The following is a 16,567-nucleotide window of genomic DNA, read 5'->3' on the forward strand; positions in this document are numbered from 1 at the left end:
CAATGGGCGGGCGTGATCCCGCCGCTCAGGCCGCCGGTGCGATCCGTTCGGCCAGCGCCATCAGGCGCGGCGTATCCGCCTTGCCGGTCAATGCATAGGCCATGTCGCCCGCCTCCCAATAGGCGACCGTGCCGTCGCGCCGCTCCGCGATCAGCGGCTGCCCTTCCGCCGGCGTTTCCGCCCGGTCGGCGAACAGCGACAATTGCTCGCCCTTTTCGGTGGTCAGCGCGATCGCGATCGCCGGGCTGTCGGCGGTCGGGAACAGTTGCACGTCCCTTACCTGCCAATTGGCCGGCAGGCGCGGCAGTACGATGCCGGTCGACCGCCGGATTTCGGCATCGTCCAGCTTGGCGCTCTCGACCTGCGACGCCATCTGCTGGCGCAGCAGGCCAGCGCGGCGCGAAGCGGCCGCCTCGTCCAGGAAGGTGCTGGCCTGCGCCGCCTGGGGAAATTCCCCCAGCGCCCCCCGGCTGATCCACCCCGTCGCCAGTAGCGCGGCGATCGCCGCCGCCCGGCCGACATGGCGCCAGCCGCGCCCGGCCTCATTGTCATTGGCCACCGGCTGCGACATGTCGCGGCGCCGACCGACCAGCGTTCCCTTGGTGCCGTCATGCTTCAGGCGGAAATCGATATGCGGCCAGCGCTTGCGCCAGCGGCGCGCGACCAGCCGTTCGCCCGGCCGCGCGGCATCGTCCAGCAGCACCACGCCATTGGGCGAGAGGCGCGCGAACAGGCTGTCGGCGGCGCCCCGCACCAGCGGATGCACGCTCCAGGGCGGGCCATCGATGATGATCAGGTCGATCTGCTCGGGCAGCCGGTCGATCGCATACCAGCGACCCGGCCAGTCGGCGCTTTCGTGCGTCAGCGGCGCATGGCGGATATCCACGTCCAGCGCATGGTCGGCCAGCCATTGCCGGGTCGCGTCGACAAAGCCGCCATGCTGGTCGAAACTGTGCAGCTGTCCGCCGCCATGCAATTGCAGCGCGCGTGCCGCGATCAGCGAGGATGCGCCCGCGCCCAGTTCGACGACATGCGCCGGCCGCAGCCGCGCAATCTCGCGCACGATATGGCGCAGGAAACCGACGTCGGCCTTCCAGCTTCCCAGATGGGGCAGCGCATCATGGGGCAGTTTGAGTTCGTCCAGCAGCGCGCGTTTGTCCGCCTTGCGCCCGCCCGACAGGCTGGCGAGCAGCCAGGGCCAGCCGATCGCGCCAAAGGCCAGGCGCCATGCCATGTCGGAAGTGCGGCGGGACAGGTCATCGGTCACCGGTTCGGATTCATGCAGCGAGAGGAAGCCGGTCAATTCACGGGAAGTCACGGGGAAATACGCTCCTGTCGCAAAGGCGGGGACTATGCCGGCCGTCCTGTTTCACGCATATGACGCCGGTCGAATTGGTCAAATCATCACGCAGGAAACGCCGATGACCCGTATAATTTCCGCGACGGTCGAACGCTGGCCGGTGGCGGGCGCCTTCATCATCAGCCGCGGTGCCAAGACGGAGGTGGACGTCGTCGTCTGCACCGTGGGCGACGGCGATCATGTCGGGCGGGGCGAGGGCACGGCCATTTACTATGAGGGCGAGACGGCTCAGGGCTGTGCGGCGGCGATCAACGCCTATGCCGGGCCGCTGGATCGTGAGGCGCTGTTGCAGGCGATGCCGCGCGGTGCCGCGCGCAACGCGCTCGACTGCGCGCTGTGGGATCTGGAGGCGAAACGGGCCGGCGTCCCGGTCTGGCAACTGGCCGGCCTTGCTGCACCGACGCCGCTGCCCACCGCCTTCACCATCAGCCTGGGCGAACCGGAGCGGATGGAGGCCGATGCCCGCGCCGCCGTCGCGCGCGGCTTCGGCCTGCTCAAATGCAAGCTGACGGGGGAGGGCGATCATGCCCGCATCGCCGCCGTGCGTGCCGGCGCACCCGACGTCCGGCTGATCGTCGACGCCAATGAAAGCTGGCATGACCGCGACATCGTGGCGGAGGCGGCGGCGCTCGCCGAACTGGGCGTGGAAATGGTGGAGCAGCCGATCCTGCACGGGCGGGAGGACAGGCTGGCCGGCCTGCGTGCGCCGCTGCCGCTCTGTGCCGACGAAAGCTGCCACACCCGCGCCGATCTCGACCGGCTGGGCGATTTCGACGCGGTGAATATCAAGCTCGACAAGGCTGGTGGCCTGACCGAAGCGCTGGCATTGGCGCAGGCGGCGCGGGCCCGCGGTTTTCGCATCATGGTCGGCTGCATGCTCGGCACCTCGCTCGGCATCGCGCCTGCCGCCTTGGTGGCGCAGGGCGCCGACTGGATCGATCTCGATGGCGCGCTGCTGCTGGCGAAGGATCGCGACGGCGCCCTGCCGCTGCGCGACGGCCTGCTCCACCCCGGCACCCTCTGGGGCCAAGGCTGAAATCATTCCTCCCCGCGTGCGGGGAGGGGGACCATCCGCAGGATGGTGGAGGGGGCAGGCCGCCTGAAACAAGCGGCGCCAACCGGCCACCGCTTTCCTATTCGGCCATTCTCTGGTCTATCCTCGGCGATGCAATCCGCGTCATCGCCCGTCGCCCATGGGAGGCGTGACCCAAGTGTCGCCGCGATGGCGCGTCACCGTTTCCTGGTCGTGACCCGATCGACAGGCAGCTGTGACCCAAATGTCGCGCCGGCGTCGCGTGACAGGGGCGTGGGTGGTGCATATCCGGTGCAAACGGCCCATTTTGCTCGACGACACTGTGAACTTCGGGGCTGTCGCGTCGGCGTGACCCAGCCAGGCCCGCCGATCGCGGCAGATTGTCTTGGCTCAGTAACCCAGCGTCAGGCCGACGCTATAATATTTCGGACCGACATTGGCCTTGGCGCGCAGCTTGGGGATCAGCGGCATCGCCAGCGTCGCATAGGGGCGGGTATTGTCGCCGCTGAAGCGCACGCCGGCACCGATCGAGACCGACATGGGAATCGTATAGGCCGCCTCGACCCGGCCATAGAGCTTGGTGTCGCCATCGCGCAGATAGACGCCGCCGCCCGGCGTCAGGCTGAAGCCCGCCATGTCGAGCGCATAGCCGGCGCCGATCTCGGTGCCCCAATGGCCGTCGGCGCGGCCATAATTGACTTCAGCGCCCAGTCCCTCGGCATGGGCGGCAGGCGCCATAAGGGGGGCAGCGATCAGCAGGCCAAGGGCCGCCATCCGGTTCATTTTCATGGCAAATCCATATCAGTCATTGGTGATGGATGGGTAAGGGCGCGGCCGATCCCCGCCGGCAAGCGGAAAGGGGACCAGCCGAATCCGTCGTGCGGTGAAGCGAGGCGTTTCATTCTATCCGTCGACGCGGCGCACTGGCTGCACCTCGGCATAGGGCATGATCGCCTTGCCGTCGGGGGCCGCGGTGAAGCTGGTCTGGGTTGGATAGGCGAACTCGATACCCTCGGCATTGAACCGCTTCCAGATGGCCAGGCCGATGCGATGGCGCATCTGGAAATAGTCATGATGGTCGGGATCGGGCACATCGAAATTGAGCTGATAGTCCAGGCTGCTGGCGCCAAAGGCGATGATCCCGGCATTGACGAAGATCATGCCTTCCGCCTCGACGATCTCCTTCAATATGGTGGGGATCGCCTCGGCCTGTTCCTCCGACGTCTGGTAGATGATGCCGATCGCATAGGTGACGCGGCGCTGGATCAGCGTCTGCAGGCTGGTAATTTCCTTCTGCAGCAGATTGGCGTTGGAAATCACCTTCTTCTCGCCGCTCATCGCCCGCAGCCGCGTCGATTTCAGGCCGATCTTCTCGACCCGCGCGGTGGTCTGGTCATAGGTGATGATCTCGCCCTGGCGGAACGGCTTGTCGAAGATGATCGACAGCGCCGCGAACAGGTCGGAGAAGATGCCCTGCGCGGCAAGGCCGATCGCGATGCCGCCGATCCCCAGACCCGCGACCAGGCCGGTCACGTTGACGCCCAGATTGTCGAGCACCACGATTGCGGCGATCGCGAACAGGGCAAAGGTCACCAGGATGCGGATCAGGCCCATCGCATTGGCCAGCGTCTCGCCCTGGCCATCGTCGGCCAGCGTCTTGCGCTCGATCAGGCCCAGGATGATCTCCCGTGCCCAGATCGCGGCCTGCAACACGGTGGCGATGGTGAAGAAGAAGGTGACGGTCTTGCTCAGCGACGCCGGCGCATCGGCGAACACCACGACCAGCCGCGCCGCGACCATGATCATGAAATATTGCGTCGTGCGCGCCGCCGCCCGGCTCAGCACATTGCCCAGGCCCAGCGGGTCGCCACGCCGGCCGCGATGCTTGGTGCCGATCCGGCGCAGCGTGGCGAGCGCCAGATAGATGATCGTGGCCGCGCCGACGGCGATCAGGATCTGGATATAATGAAGCTGGAACCAGGCGATGGTCGAATGCCACATTTCCGTGAGGTTGGGCGCACGCACATTGATGTCGATGCCGGGGTCGTTCTTGTTGGCCATGCTGATCCTTGATTGATGGTCCGTGGGCTCGATCAGGCTGCTGCTGCCAGCGGGGGCGCGTTGGCCAGATCGTCGAGGAACGCGATCAGCCCGCGTTCGTGACGCGACAGATAGCGCGTCCGGCGCGGCAGGCGAAGCCCCTGCCGCCATTCATCCTGTCCGTCCTTGCACAGGTCGATCAGGGCGGGGTGGATATAGGATTTGCGGCTGATCGCCGGCGTGTTGCCCAGCGCCGCCGCGACCGGCTCGATCATCTCCTTGAGCGAGACATGGCCCGCCGCCAGCGCCTCGAAGGCGATGGTCGACGCGCCCCAGGTGCGGAAATGCTTGGCGGTGAAGTCACCGCCCATGGCTTGCGCGATATAGGCGTTGACGTCGCTCGAACTGATCGGATGCGCCTCGCCATCCTCGTCCAGATATTGGAACAGATGCTGGCCCGGCAGATCCTGCACCGCCCGCACAAATCGCAGCAGGCGGCTGTCGGTGATGCTCAATTGCTGTTCCTTGCCGGACTTGGCCCGGTAGCGCAGGGTCAGGCTGCGGCCATTCAGGTCGACATGCCGCCGCCGCAGCGTGGTCGCGCCGAAGCTCTTGTTGGTGGTGGCATAATGTTCGTTGCCGACGCGCAGCTTGGCGAGGTCGAGCAGTCGTACCACCGCCGCGATCGTCCGCGCCTTGCGCAGGCCGCGTCGCGACAGATCCTCCTCCATCTGCGCTCGCAAGCGTGGCAGGGCACGGCCGAAGGCAGGGCAGCCGGCATATTTCTCTGCCTCGCGCGCGGCCCGGAAATCGGGGTGATAGCGATATTGCTTGCGCCCCCGCTCGTCATAGCCGGTCGCCTGGATATGGCCGTGGGGGGAGGGGCAGAACCAGCAGTCGCGATAGGCCGGCGGCATGGCGATCGCGTTCAGCCGGTCGATCTCGTCCCGGTCGGTGATGCGGCTACCGTCCGCCGCGCGATAGGCCCATCCCTGCTTCAGCGCGCGCCGGCTTATACCGGGCATGCCGTCATGGCTGTGGATGATGGCGGGGGACGACATGGGAACCGGGCGACCTTCTTTCTTCCGGTCCAACCCGTGATGATCGGCTTCGTTCCGCGTGCAGCCTGCCCGGCGCTGTCAGGACGGGCGCGATCGCAGCCGCTGCAACCAGCCGGTGCCCGCGCCATAATGGCCGGTCCAGGGCAGCAATTGGCGGCGCACCGTCGTCGCCTGGGCGCAGCCGACGATCAGGCTGATGACCGCCAGCGGGAAGGCCAGCATCATGGTGGCGGGCATGGCAAAGGCGAGGGTGATCGCCGAAAACCCGCCGCCAAAGGCCGCGAGCGTCGCCCGCAGGTCGCCGTCGGGGCCGCGCAGCCAGAACAGGCAGCCCGTGACGCCCAGCGCGAACATGGCGATATTCTGCATCGCGCCGGCCGGCACGATGGCGCAGGCGGCAATCAGCCCGATCATCGCCAGCGCGGCACGGCGCCACTGCCAGCCGCCGATCAGGCGGGTGAGCAGCGGATAGAGCAGCAATTCGCAGGTCAGCGCCGCCAGCAGGATCGCGCCGGGGGCCGCCGCGCCCGCACCGTCCGCGATGAAGGCGACGACGGCACTCGCCGCCCAGGGCAGCATCCGCGACGGCGCCATGCGGATATGGCTGATCCAGCCGGTCATGCCCGGCCGCAATGCCCAGCGCCGGTCGGCCTGCCGCAACTGGAAGGCGGACAGGGCAAACAGCATCTGCACGCCCCATGGCATATAGGCGGGGGACAGCAGCGGGGCAGCCAGGATCAATCCCAGCATCAGTCCCTGAAGCCAGCCCAAAATCCGCAATTCCATGGTCATGCCGTCACTCCCGCCTGTGCGCCAGGCTGTTCGAAGAACGGCACGCGTCCGGCGTCCTTGCGCTTGCGGGTCAAATAAGTGTCGAGGCCGATCTGGAGCGAGAGCATCATGAAGATGAAAGGCTGATAGGCGATGCCCACGAACAGCGACCCGATCATGTAGACGACATGGCCCTGCTGCAGCGCCACGGCGAAGGGCGCGATCCAGGCCTCATCCGGTCCGTCGCGCTTGCGATACATGCGCCGGATCGATTCGGTGCGGATGAAGCAGCTCAGGTGCAGCAGCGCCCACAGGAAGAAGCCGAAATAGCCCTGCTCGCCCAGCATCTCGAAATAGGCACTGTGATAGGCACGGCCCTTGTCGGTGACCAGGCGGCGCTCGATCCGCTTCTCGTCGCCATCGCCGACCTCGCTCTGGGCGAAATAGGTGAAGCTGTTCTGGAGATAATTGTCGAAGCCGCCGCCGCCCGGATGGGTCTTCACATAGTCGAGCGTCCACATCCACACCGCGACGCGGGTGGACGCGCTTTCGTCGCCCTGATGATTTTCGATTGTCTGCATCCGCTTGGTGAAGCTGGCGGGCAGGAAGGGGATGGCGGCCAGCGCGGCAAAGGCCAGCAGCGGGCCATAGACGAACTTGCGCTTCGACCGCATGAGCATCATGCCGGCCAGGATCACCAGGCAGACCAGGCCCGTGCGTGCCTCCGTGCCGACCGGCATCAGCATGCAGGCCAGGCACAAGGCATAGGCAAAGGCCTTCACCTTCCAGTCGGGCGGAAAGATGGTGCCATGCTGAGTGAGCCACAGGATGATCGGGATCAGCGCGATCGCCACGCAGGAAATGATGCTACCCTCATACAGGCCGCTATTATTGTCGACCATCAGATTGAGCACGCCATAGCCGCCGCCCGACAGCGCGGTCTTCATGCCGCCATTGATGATGATCGTGCTCGCGCACAGCACCATGAACAGCGCCAGCGCCTCGATCCGCAGCCGCGTGCGCAGCACCAGCGGCAGGAACACGGCAAAGACGATCGCCTTCCACACCCAGGCCCATTTGGTCGCGGCGTTGATCGGGAAATCGGCGGTGGCGGTCGTATAACCGCACCAGGCCAGCAGGACGAGCAGCAGCACCTGCCGCGCGGAAAAACGGCAATCCTTCTTGTCGTCGACCACTATCCAGGCACCGACCGCACAGACGAAGGCGATCAGCGAGATCGGGATCGAATTGAGCAGATAATAGCAGAGCCGCTGGGGCGAAACGATGTCGATATAGGCGTAGATGATGACCAGAAGGAACGGCCGCTTGAATCCCATCAGGAAGAAGGCGCCCAGGAAGGCGATGAAGAACAGGTCACGCATCGGCGGCGTCTCCGTCCGGCGATGCCGGCGGGGTGTCGATGTCGCGATCCAGGTCCGGGCGCGACAGCAGCCGCCAGGCGGCCAGCAGGATGACGCCATGGCTGATCAGCAGGGATAGGGTATCAATCATTGCGTGTTTTGATCTGCCGGTTCTGGACTCTTGCCCCGTAAAATCCCTAGCGTGACAGAGTTGACGGGGCGTTAAACCTTTTTCGGCAAAAAGTTACCGCTATGACTCGTATCCTTCACGTTCTCGATCACAGCCTGCCGATGCACAGCGGCTATACGTTCCGCACGCGGGCGATCCTGCGCGCGCAACTGGCAAAGGGCTGGGACGTGCGCGGGCTGACCGGCCGGCGCCATGTCTCTGCGGGACCGCAGGAGGAACTGGTCGACGGCCTGCATTTCCACCGCACGCCGGGCGAAGCGGCCGGCGGCAATGCGCTGCTGCGCGAATGGCGCGACATTTCCGCCCATGCCGATGCGATCGAGTCGCTGGTGCGCCAGTGGCGGCCGGACATCATCCATGCCCATTCGCCGGTGCTCAACGCCATGGCCGCGCAGCGAGTCGCGCGCCGGCACGGGATTCCGCTGATCTACGAGATTCGTGCCTTCTGGGAGGATGCGGCGGTCGGCAACGGCACCGGGACCGAAGGCAGCCCGCGCTACTGGCTGACCCGCCAGCTTGAAACCCATGCGGTCGGTGCCGCCGATGCGGTTGCCGTCATCTGCGAAGGGCTGCGGTCCGATCTGGTTGCGCGCGGAATCGACTCGGCCAAGATCACCGTCTCGCCCAATGGCGTCGATCTTGATCAGTTCGGCGCGCCGGTGCCGCGTGATCCGGCTCTGACCGCGAAGCTGGGGCTCGAAGGGGCGGATGTCGTCGGCTTCATCGGCAGCTTCTATGATTATGAAGGGCTGGACGATCTGATTGCCGCCATGCCGCGACTCGTGCGCGCGCGGCCCAGGGCGAAGCTGCTGCTGGTCGGCGGCGGGCCGATGGAACAGGCGCTGCGCGATCAGGCGCTGGCCTCGCCCTTCACCGACCATATCGTCTTTGTCGGCCGGGTGCCACACGACCAGGTCGAACATTATTATGCCCAGGTCGATGTCCTCGCCTATCCGCGCAAGGCGATGCGCCTTACCGATCTGGTGACGCCATTGAAGCCGCTGGAGGCGATGGCGCAGGGCCGACTCGTTGCTGCGTCGAGCGTCGGCGGCCATCGCGAACTGATCGAGGATGGCGTGACCGGCACCCTGTTCGCGCCGGACGACCCGGCCGCGATCGCGCAGGCGCTGGCAGGCATGTTCGCGGATCGCGGCTTCTGGGATGAACGCCGCATCGTGGCGCGCGATTTCGTCGAGAGGGAGCGTAACTGGTCGTCAAACATTTTGCGTTATGAGCCTGTTTACCAGCGACTTCTGGGACGCGACTCGACCGCAAAGGCGGCCTGAGGAACGGCGGCGATGCCGAAGTTCACACCGTCCATGCGGAGACTGGCCATCATGGCATTGGCCGCGGCAGGCTGCGGTGCCCTGGTGGTGCTGACCCTGCCGGTCGGCTGGATGGAAATGCTGGTCGCGTCGAGCGGTCTGAGCGAGACGATCCCGGCGGCCGGTCCGCCGCTGGGCATGAAGGCAAGATTGCTGCTGGCCGGTTTTGCCGCGCTGATGAGTGTAGGAATTGTGGCCGCGGTGCGGCGAAATGGATCGGATGCGCCGCACAGGCGCTTGAGAATAAGCGGAAGGCGTCATCCAGACGCCCAAGGAGCAAGAAAAATGGGTTTCGCATTTGCCAAGCTGACCGCGCTTGCCCGCGGACGCAATGTGCCCGCTGCCGAAGAGGCTGCACCCGCGCAGCGCCGCGCCGACGCACATCCTGATGCGCCGCCCCGTCCTCCGATCTTTGCCAGCCGCGATTTTGGCGGCGCCGATATCTTCGCGCGCCCGGAATCGGGGCGTCGTCGTCTGGTGGTCGATAGCGATCCGGTGGAGCCGGTGGCGGCGACGGTGGTGCGCATGGAGACGCCGGCCGCCTTTGCCATGCCGACCCCGCATGAAGAGGCGCCGGTCGAGGATATGGCGATCGCGCCCGCGCCCGCCTTCTCGCGTCCGTTCGACGCCATGCCGGCCCTGTCGACCAATCCGATCCCGCTCGGCCGCGCGCCGTTCGCGCCGCCGGAAGACGCTATATTCGAGCCTTGGGAAGAAGAGGCAGTGGCGGAATGTGCCGCCTTTGACGAAGAGCCGGTCGTCGAGCAGGCCCCTGCCTTCGTCCCGGAACCGGTGATCGAAGAACCGATCCAGGCGTTCGATCCTGCGCCCGAACCCGCACCTTTCGTTCTGAGGGCGGAGGCATCGCCCGTCCCGAGCGCGCGCAGCATCGACAGCCTGTCGATTACCGAACTGACCGAGCGGCTGGAGCGGGCGCTGGTCCAGCGTGGCCGACCGGCGACCGCGCCGCGCGTCATCGCCGACATGCCGATCGCCTCGGCGGTGCCGGTGCGTGAAGCCGTGTCGGAAGATGTCGAGGATGCGCTGCGTGCCGCACTCGGCACGCTGCGCACCATGACCGGCCGCCCGCGCTAAACGATCAGGCTACCAGTCGCGGATGGTGAGGGCGGACAGCTCAATCCATTCGCCCTCCGCATCGCCGCGCAGGTCGTCGATCACCATGTCGGCGACGAAATGGCCTGGCAATGTCCATTCCGCTTCCTGCAATTCGCTGGCCAGCGCCTCCCGGCGCGCGCGCAGGCTGCCGCCCGCCACCCGCAACAGGATGACATGGCGGCGCCCCTCGAACAGGGCGCTGGCCCAGGGGCGGCTGACCGCACGCTCGACCGTCGCCGGTTCGCCGATCCGGGCGATCAACTGGACCAGCAACTGGGCCAGCGGATCGGCCTCGCGCCGTTCTCCTGCTCGATTACGGACCAGATTCGCGCTCGTGCGCAGCATGTCGGCGCTTGTCATTGGCTCACGCTCCTGCGATATTCGTTCATGAAATGTTCTACGCGTCTCTTTACTCGATCGCCCGGATCGCGCCCCATGCGCAGGTCGAAGACCAGGCGCGGATCGCGCACGGCGTCGCGACCGAAACGGGTCGGCGCTATCTGATAGTCTCGCAGGAATTTCTCGATCGTGCGCAGCAGCATGGACGGACCTCTCCTTTGTCGAGCCGATTCGCCCCCTGCGAATCAATAGGCAATTTCCTATCTCATATTCATTTTCCTACTTGTCTAGGAAAATTCCTATCATTATGGATGCAACATGGATGAAGCGCAGGACGCCCGGACTGCCCTCGATCGGCTGATCGTCGAACGCGGGGAAAATTATGCCGATCTGTCACGGCTGATCGGGCGCAATCCCGCCTATATTCAGCAGTTCATCAAGCGCGGCACGCCGCGCAAGCTGGACGAGGCGGATCGCCGTATTCTGGCGCGCTATTTCGGCGTGGCGGAAACGATGCTGGGCAGCCCGGTGCCGGTCGGCGCACCGATCCCGCGTGTGCGCGGCCTGCCGGCGGTGGTGGCAGTGCCGCGCCTGTCGCTTGGCGCTTCGGCCGGCGCGGGCTCGCTGGATGAGGATGAGCGTACCGCGGGTGTGATGGCGTTCGACGCGCAATGGCTACGGCATCTGGGCGTGCGGCCGCAGCGCGTGTCGATCATCCGGGTCGATGGCGAATCGATGGCCCCCACGCTCAACGATGGCGATGACATCATGGTCGATCATGAGGATGACGCCGATCGCCTGCGTGATGGCGTCTATGTGCTGCGGCTCGACGGCGTGCTGATGGTCAAGCGGGTTGCGATGGGGCCGTTGCGCGGCCGGTTCAGCGTATTGAGCGACAATCCCCATTATCCCGACTGGACCGATATCGATCCGGCGATGGTGGCGATCGTCGGCCGGGTCGTCTGGACAGGCAGGCGGCTGGTCTGAGAAGCCTGGTTCGTCTTTGAAAGGCGCCGTGCCTTTCCTATGTCTAGGAAAACAGGGGAAGGCTGGATCATGAACGATAATGGCGCGGTGATCCGCAAGGCGATCGAGTGGCGCGGTGCGCCGATGGCGCTGGCGACAGTCGTGTCGACCTGGGGATCGGCGCCGCGCCCGCGTGGCAGCCACATGATCGTCCATCAGGATGGCCGGCTGGAGGGCAGCATATCGGGCGGCTGCGTCGAGACCGATGTGTTGCAGCGCGCCGCCGAGGTGATTGCCGGCCAGCCAGGCCATGTCGCGCGCTATGGCGTGGCCGATGGCGATGCGTGGGAGGTCGGCCTGCCCTGTGGCGGGGAGATCAGCGTGCTGGTGCAGCCGGTGGGGGAGGATGGCTTTGCCCCCGGCCTTTTTGATCGGATCGCGTCGGAAAGCGCGCGCGGCCGGGCGCTCACGCTCTCGACCGATCTGGACAGCGGTATCACCCGTGAGGCCGTGGTCGAGGGCCAGTTCCTTAACCGCTATGATCCGCCGCGCCGGCTGCTGATCGTCGGCGCGGTGCAGATCGCCCAGTCGCTTGCCGCGCTGGCGCAGGCGATCGACGTCACGCCGGTGGTGATCGACCCGCGCGGCCGCTTCCTGACGGCGGAGCGTTTTCCCGGCATCGAGCTGGACGATCGCTGGCCCGACGCGGCGATCGCCGCGCGCCATCCCGGCGAATCCACCGCTGTCGTGACGCTCAGCCATGACATCAAGATCGATGATCCCGCGCTGATCGCGGCGCTCGCCGCCCCGACCGGCTATGTCGCGGCGCTGGGCTCCCGGCGCAGCCATGCCGCGCGGCTTGAGCGGTTGGCGGCGCAGGGCTTCGGCGCGGACGACCTCGCCCGGATCGACGGGCCGGCGGGGCTGGACATCGGCGCGATCGGCGCCTCGGAAATCGCCCTGTCGATCACCGCCGGCATGGTCGCAGGATTCAACGCCAAACGCTGATCAAACGCTGCTGATCAGCAGCATTTTCCGCCATTCTTGCCGCCATAGCGCGCCTCCTGCCGGTTCCGGAAAAAGGCGGTGCGGTCCATCGGCGCATGGCCGGGATGATGGTCGCGCATATGGCGCAGATAGGCGTCATAGTCGGGCTGGCCGACCATCAGATGCGCCATGCGCCGCAGCGTCTGGAGAAATTGGCTCATGGCTTCGTGACCAGTTGAGCCGGAATCTCGCGCGCGGTCGGCGTGGCGAAACCGCGTGCGGCCAGGCAGGTGCGGATGGTGAAGACCAGCAATGACAGCACCACGGCCAGGAAGATCGCCACCAGCCCAGCATCGACATAATCGTTGAACAGGATCTGGCGCATTTCCGCCATCGACTTGGCCGGCGCCAGAACCTCGCCCTTGTCCAGCGCCGCGCTATATTTGGCGGCATGGGCCAGGAAGCCGACCTTCGCATCGGCCGAAAACAGCTTCAAGAAGCCGGCCGACAGCGTGCAGATCAGCAGCCAGGCGGCCGGCACCATCGTCACCCAGGCGAAGCGGTCGCGCTTCATCCGGAACAGCACGGCGGTCCCCAGCATCAGCGCGATCGCGGCCAGCATCTGGTTGGAGATGCCGAACACCGGCCATAGCGTGTTCACCCCGCCCAGCGGATCGGTCACGCCCTGATAGAGGAAGAAGCCCCAGGCCGCGACGCACAGGCCCGTGGCGATGAAGCCGGGCAACTGGCTGTTGCTGTCCTTGAAGCTCGGCACGGCGAGCGCGATCAGATCCTGCAGCATGAAGCGGCCGGCGCGGGTGCCGGCATCGACGGCGGTCAGGATGAACAAAGCCTCGAACAATATGGCGAAATGATACCAGAAGGCCTTCATCGCCGGGCCGCCGAACACATGGCTGAAGATTTCCGCCATCGCCACGGCCAGCGTCGGCGCGCCGCCGGCCCGGCTGATGATCGTATGCTCGCCGACATCTTTCGCCGTCTGGACGATGACGTCGGGACTGATCGGGAAGCCCATGGCGGTGACGGCGGCGGACACGCTGGCAGGATCGGTGCCGATCACGGCGGCCGGGCTGTTCATCGTGAAATAGATGCCGGGGTCCAGGATCGATGCGCCGACCAGCGCCATGATCGCCACGAACGCCTCCATCAGCATCGCGCCATAGCCGATCAGCGGCGCGTCGCTTTCGGTCGCGATCAGCTTGGGCGTGGTGCCGCTGGCGATCAGCGCATGAAAGCCGGACACGGCACCGCAGGCAATCGTGATGAACAGGAAGGGGAAGAGGCCACCCGACCAGACCGGGCCGCCGCCGGCAGCGAACTGGGTGACGGCGTGCATCCTGAGCGGCGGGGCCATGATGACGATGCCGATCGCCAGCGCGGCGATCGCGCCGATCTTGAGGAAGGTCGAAAGGTAATCGCGCGGCGCCAGCAGCAGCCAGACCGGCAGCACCGACGCCACCGCGCCATAGCCGATCAGGATCCAGCAGAGCTGCACCGGGGTGAAGGTGAAGATCGGCCCCCAGACCGGCGATTGCGCAATCGCCTGGCCATAGACGATCGCGGCGAGCAGGCCGATCAGGCCCAGGATCGACACTTCGCCGATGCGACCGGGCCGAATCCAGCGCGTATAGGCGCCCATCGCCATGGCCAGCGGCACGGTGGCTGCGACGGTGAACATGCCCCAGGGGCTTTCCGCCAGTGCCTTCACCACGATCAGCGCCAGCACGGCGAGGATGATGACCATGATCATGAAGGCGCCGAACAGCGCGATGGTGCCCGCCACCTGGCCCATTTCCATGCGGATGAGTTCGCCCAGTGACTTGCCGTCGCGGCGCATGGAGATGAACAGGACCATGAAGTCCTGCACCGCGCCCGCCAGCACGACGCCGGCGATGATCCACAGCGTGCCGGGCAGATAGCCCATCTGTGCCGCCAGCACCGGCCCGACCAGCGGCCCCGCGCCGGCGATCGCTGCGAAATGATGGCCGAACAGCACGGTGCGGTCGGTCGCGACATAGTCGAGCCCGTCGGCGCGGCGGATCGCGGGGGTGGGCCGGGTCGGATCGAGCCGCATCACCTCGCGCGCGATGAACAGCGCATAGTAACGATAGGCGACTAGGAAACAGCTGACCGATGCGACTACGATCCACAGCGCATTGACCGTTTCGCCGCGCGAGACCGCGACGACCGCCAGCGATACCGCGCCCACCAGCGCAGTCAGGATCCATGGAATGTGCCGGGTCATCGCTCTCTCAACGGTTCGGGATAGGGATTGGGCGCCACACTAGGCCGCTCCCCCCGAAAGACAACCGCCTGTCGGGATTAGGGGATTTGCTGCCGGTTATTCGTCAACGGGTTGGAACAGGGCAGGAGGCATCGCATGACCGACCGGAGCAAGGACGTTTCGCGCAGGGGTTTGTTGCAGGCGGCGGCGGTCGTGGGGGCGGCGCTGCCGCTGGCGGCGCGGGGCGCGACAACGGGCAATGCGATGCGCGACCAGTTGCTGCTGGCGCCCGACATCCATTATTTCAACGCCGCCAATATCGGCCCGGCCTTCCGCAGCGCGATCGCCGCGCATGAGCGCGAGACGCAGGCGTTCCAGGCCAATCCCTCACCCCAATATCGCACCAGATATCCGGTTGCCGCCGACGCCCTGCGCGCGCGCCTGGGCAAGCGGATGAACGTCAGCGCGCAGGAAATCGCGCTGGTCCGCAACAGCAGCGAGGCGAACACGGTCGCCGTGCGCGGCCTGGCGCTCAAGGCCGGGGACGAGGTGATCCTGACCGATCACAACCATCCCTCGACCCTGGAGACATGGAAGCTGCGCGCCGCGCGCGAGGGGCTGGTGCTCAAGATTTTGCCGGTGCCGGTCTATGCGACCTCGGCCCAGACGGTGGTCGATCTGTTCGCCGCCGCAATCACGCCGCGTACCCGCGCCATCTTCCTGTCGCACATGTCGAACGTCACCGGCATGATCTTCCCGCTGGCGCAGATTGCTGCGCTGACTCGGCCCAAAGGCATCTGGCTGCATGGCGACGGCGCGCAGACCTTCGGCTGGTTGCGGCTCGACCTGCCGGCGCTCGGCGTCGATTCATATTCGGGCAGCACCCATAAATGGATGATGGGGCCGCTGGAGGGCGGCATCCTCTATGTCCGGCGCGAAGGCCAGGCACAGCTCCAGCCGATCATGCTCAGCCATGGCTATTGGCTGACCGATGAGAAGAATCTCGATACCGCGCAGAAATATGAAATTCTCGGCCAGCGCGACGATCCCAAGCTGATCGCGATCGACGCGACGCTCGATGCGCTGGATGCGATCGGCGAGGCGGAAGTCGAGCGGCGCGCCTTCGCCATCGGCGACCAGATGCGCGACATGGTGCTGCGCCTGCCCGGCGCGAAGCTAGTCGGCACGACCACCAAGGGGCTGACCGGCCCGGTCATCACCCCGACCTTTGCCGGCAAGGATGTGCTGGCGATCCGCGATCATCTGTGGGCCCAGGGCAAGGTGGTGGTCGCGCCGTCGAAGGCCGACGGCAAGCCGACCATCCGCTTCTCGCCCCATATCTACAACAGCGCCGACGAGATCGCCCTGATCGCGGACCTGCTGGCGAAGGTCTGACCGCTATCGTCGGCGGAATGGCCAGTCGATCACCGCCCCGGCCCATAGCGCCCACCAGATGATCACCGGCTGCAGCGCCAGCCGGGGGCCATGATACCACCAGCTCAGATGCACCCCACCCAGCGGGATGTCATGCAGGGCATGGTTGAAATTGGCCGGCCAGACGCACAGCGCATAGAGAGCGAGCGCGATCGCAGCGGCACGGCGCGTGGCCGGGATCATCAGCCCGACGGCTCCGGCCAGTTCGGCGGTGCCGGTCAGGGCGACGACGGTTTGCGGCATCGGCACCCAATGCGGCGTGATCGCCACGAAACCGGCCGGTCGCGTCAGATGCGCCGTGCCCGCAACCGCATAGGCAAGCGCCAGCCCGATCCGGGC

18 protein-coding genes are annotated in these 16,567 nt (G+C 66.2%); 6 read left to right on the forward strand and 12 right to left on the reverse strand.

What is annotated here, in order from left to right; genetic code table 11:
* Positions 1–25: 25 nt before the first annotated feature.
* Positions 26–1,318 (reverse strand): class I SAM-dependent methyltransferase, encoded by a 1,293-nt coding sequence (locus ACUCV3_RS11990; protein WP_279729432.1) that lies wholly within the window; start codon positions 1,316–1,318, stop codon positions 26–28.
* 103 nt (positions 1,319–1,421) lie between these two features.
* Here ACUCV3_RS11990 and dgcA point away from each other — a divergent pair, with 103 nt between their 5' ends.
* Positions 1,422–2,396 (forward strand): N-acetyl-D-Glu racemase DgcA, encoded by a 975-nt coding sequence (dgcA, locus tag ACUCV3_RS11995; RefSeq protein ID WP_279729434.1) that lies wholly within the window; start codon positions 1,422–1,424, stop codon positions 2,394–2,396.
* Between the two features lie 387 nt (positions 2,397–2,783).
* Here the strand turns inward: dgcA and ACUCV3_RS12000 are convergent, their stop codons facing one another.
* The 6 genes from ACUCV3_RS12000 to ACUCV3_RS12025 all read right to left on the reverse strand — a co-directional run bounded on the left by ACUCV3_RS12000 (position 2,784) and on the right by ACUCV3_RS12025 (position 7,777).
* Positions 2,784–3,182, reverse strand: coding sequence for a hypothetical protein (locus tag ACUCV3_RS12000; protein WP_010336879.1), 399 nt, complete (start codon positions 3,180–3,182; stop codon positions 2,784–2,786).
* A gap of 114 nt (positions 3,183–3,296) precedes the next feature.
* Positions 3,297–4,454 (reverse strand): mechanosensitive ion channel family protein, encoded by a 1,158-nt coding sequence (locus ACUCV3_RS12005; RefSeq protein WP_279729437.1) that lies wholly within the window; start codon positions 4,452–4,454, stop codon positions 3,297–3,299.
* 32 nt (positions 4,455–4,486) lie between these two features.
* Positions 4,487–5,494 carry a DNA topoisomerase IB gene (locus tag ACUCV3_RS12010; protein ID WP_279729440.1) on the reverse strand — a complete coding sequence of 336 codons (1,008 nt, stop codon included), beginning with the start codon at positions 5,492–5,494 and terminating at the stop codon, positions 4,487–4,489.
* 78 nt (positions 5,495–5,572) lie between these two features.
* Positions 5,573–6,286 carry a hypothetical protein gene (locus ACUCV3_RS12015; protein ID WP_125989980.1) on the reverse strand — a complete coding sequence of 238 codons (714 nt, stop codon included), beginning with the start codon at positions 6,284–6,286 and terminating at the stop codon, positions 5,573–5,575.
* Positions 6,283–7,647: a putative O-glycosylation ligase, exosortase A system-associated gene (locus tag ACUCV3_RS12020; RefSeq protein ID WP_010336883.1), complete on the reverse strand. Its 1,365-nt coding sequence runs from the start codon at positions 7,645–7,647 to the stop codon at positions 6,283–6,285. Before ACUCV3_RS12020 ends, ACUCV3_RS12015 begins: the two co-directional genes overlap by 4 nt.
* On the reverse strand, positions 7,640–7,777 hold the full coding sequence (locus tag ACUCV3_RS12025) for a hypothetical protein (protein WP_004210005.1): 138 nt from the start codon (positions 7,775–7,777) through the stop codon (positions 7,640–7,642). Before ACUCV3_RS12025 ends, ACUCV3_RS12020 begins: the two co-directional genes overlap by 8 nt.
* Before the next feature lie 101 nt (positions 7,778–7,878).
* Between ACUCV3_RS12025 and ACUCV3_RS12030 the strand changes: the two genes are divergently transcribed.
* Both ACUCV3_RS12030 and ACUCV3_RS12035 read left to right on the forward strand, forming a co-directional pair.
* On the forward strand, positions 7,879–9,102 hold the full coding sequence (locus ACUCV3_RS12030) for a TIGR04063 family PEP-CTERM/XrtA system glycosyltransferase (protein WP_482240649.1): 1,224 nt from the start codon (positions 7,879–7,881) through the stop codon (positions 9,100–9,102).
* 51 nt (positions 9,103–9,153) lie between these two features.
* Positions 9,154–10,236: a hypothetical protein gene (locus ACUCV3_RS12035; protein ID WP_048936298.1), complete on the forward strand. Its 1,083-nt coding sequence runs from the start codon at positions 9,154–9,156 to the stop codon at positions 10,234–10,236.
* 9 nt (positions 10,237–10,245) lie between these two features.
* On the opposite strand, the gene ACUCV3_RS12040 is transcribed toward ACUCV3_RS12035, so the two are convergent.
* Together ACUCV3_RS12040 and ACUCV3_RS12045 are read right to left on the reverse strand one after the other, a co-directional pair.
* On the reverse strand, positions 10,246–10,617 hold the full coding sequence (locus tag ACUCV3_RS12040) for a hypothetical protein (protein WP_125989984.1): 372 nt from the start codon (positions 10,615–10,617) through the stop codon (positions 10,246–10,248).
* Positions 10,614–10,799 (reverse strand): hypothetical protein, encoded by a 186-nt coding sequence (locus ACUCV3_RS12045; RefSeq protein ID WP_004210013.1) that lies wholly within the window; start codon positions 10,797–10,799, stop codon positions 10,614–10,616. The genes ACUCV3_RS12040 and ACUCV3_RS12045 overlap by 4 nt, the downstream gene beginning before the upstream one ends.
* A 115-nt stretch (positions 10,800–10,914) precedes the next feature.
* On the opposite strand from ACUCV3_RS12045, the gene ACUCV3_RS12050 reads away from it, so the two are divergent.
* Together ACUCV3_RS12050 and ACUCV3_RS12055 are read left to right on the forward strand one after the other, a co-directional pair.
* The gene (locus ACUCV3_RS12050) at positions 10,915–11,583 is read left to right on the forward strand and encodes a S24 family peptidase (protein WP_069335686.1); all 669 of its coding nucleotides are present in this window, start codon (positions 10,915–10,917) and stop codon (positions 11,581–11,583) included.
* Positions 11,584–11,652: 69 nt separating this feature from the next.
* Positions 11,653–12,570, forward strand: a complete 918-nt coding sequence (locus ACUCV3_RS12055) for an XdhC family protein (protein WP_482240650.1) — start codon at positions 11,653–11,655, stop codon at positions 12,568–12,570.
* Positions 12,571–12,584: 14 nt separating this feature from the next.
* On the opposite strand, the gene ACUCV3_RS12060 is transcribed toward ACUCV3_RS12055, so the two are convergent.
* On the reverse strand, positions 12,585–12,770 hold the full coding sequence (locus ACUCV3_RS12060) for a YbdD/YjiX family protein (protein ID WP_010336890.1): 186 nt from the start codon (positions 12,768–12,770) through the stop codon (positions 12,585–12,587).
* On the reverse strand, positions 12,767–14,815 hold the full coding sequence (locus ACUCV3_RS12065) for a carbon starvation CstA family protein (RefSeq protein WP_279776193.1): 2,049 nt from the start codon (positions 14,813–14,815) through the stop codon (positions 12,767–12,769). Before ACUCV3_RS12065 ends, ACUCV3_RS12060 begins: the two co-directional genes overlap by 4 nt.
* A 135-nt stretch (positions 14,816–14,950) precedes the next feature.
* On the opposite strand from ACUCV3_RS12065, the gene ACUCV3_RS12070 reads away from it, so the two are divergent.
* Positions 14,951–16,189, forward strand: a complete 1,239-nt coding sequence (locus ACUCV3_RS12070; RefSeq protein WP_279731682.1) for an aminotransferase class V-fold PLP-dependent enzyme — start codon at positions 14,951–14,953, stop codon at positions 16,187–16,189.
* Positions 16,190–16,192: 3 nt separating this feature from the next.
* On the opposite strand, the gene ACUCV3_RS12075 is transcribed toward ACUCV3_RS12070, so the two are convergent.
* Entirely contained in the window at positions 16,193–16,561 is a 369-nt protein-coding gene (locus ACUCV3_RS12075) for a DoxX family protein (RefSeq protein WP_482240676.1), read from the reverse strand.
* Positions 16,562–16,567 lie beyond the last annotated feature (6 nt).

It is taken from the genome of Sphingobium sp. VMM (genome assembly GCF_056790315.1).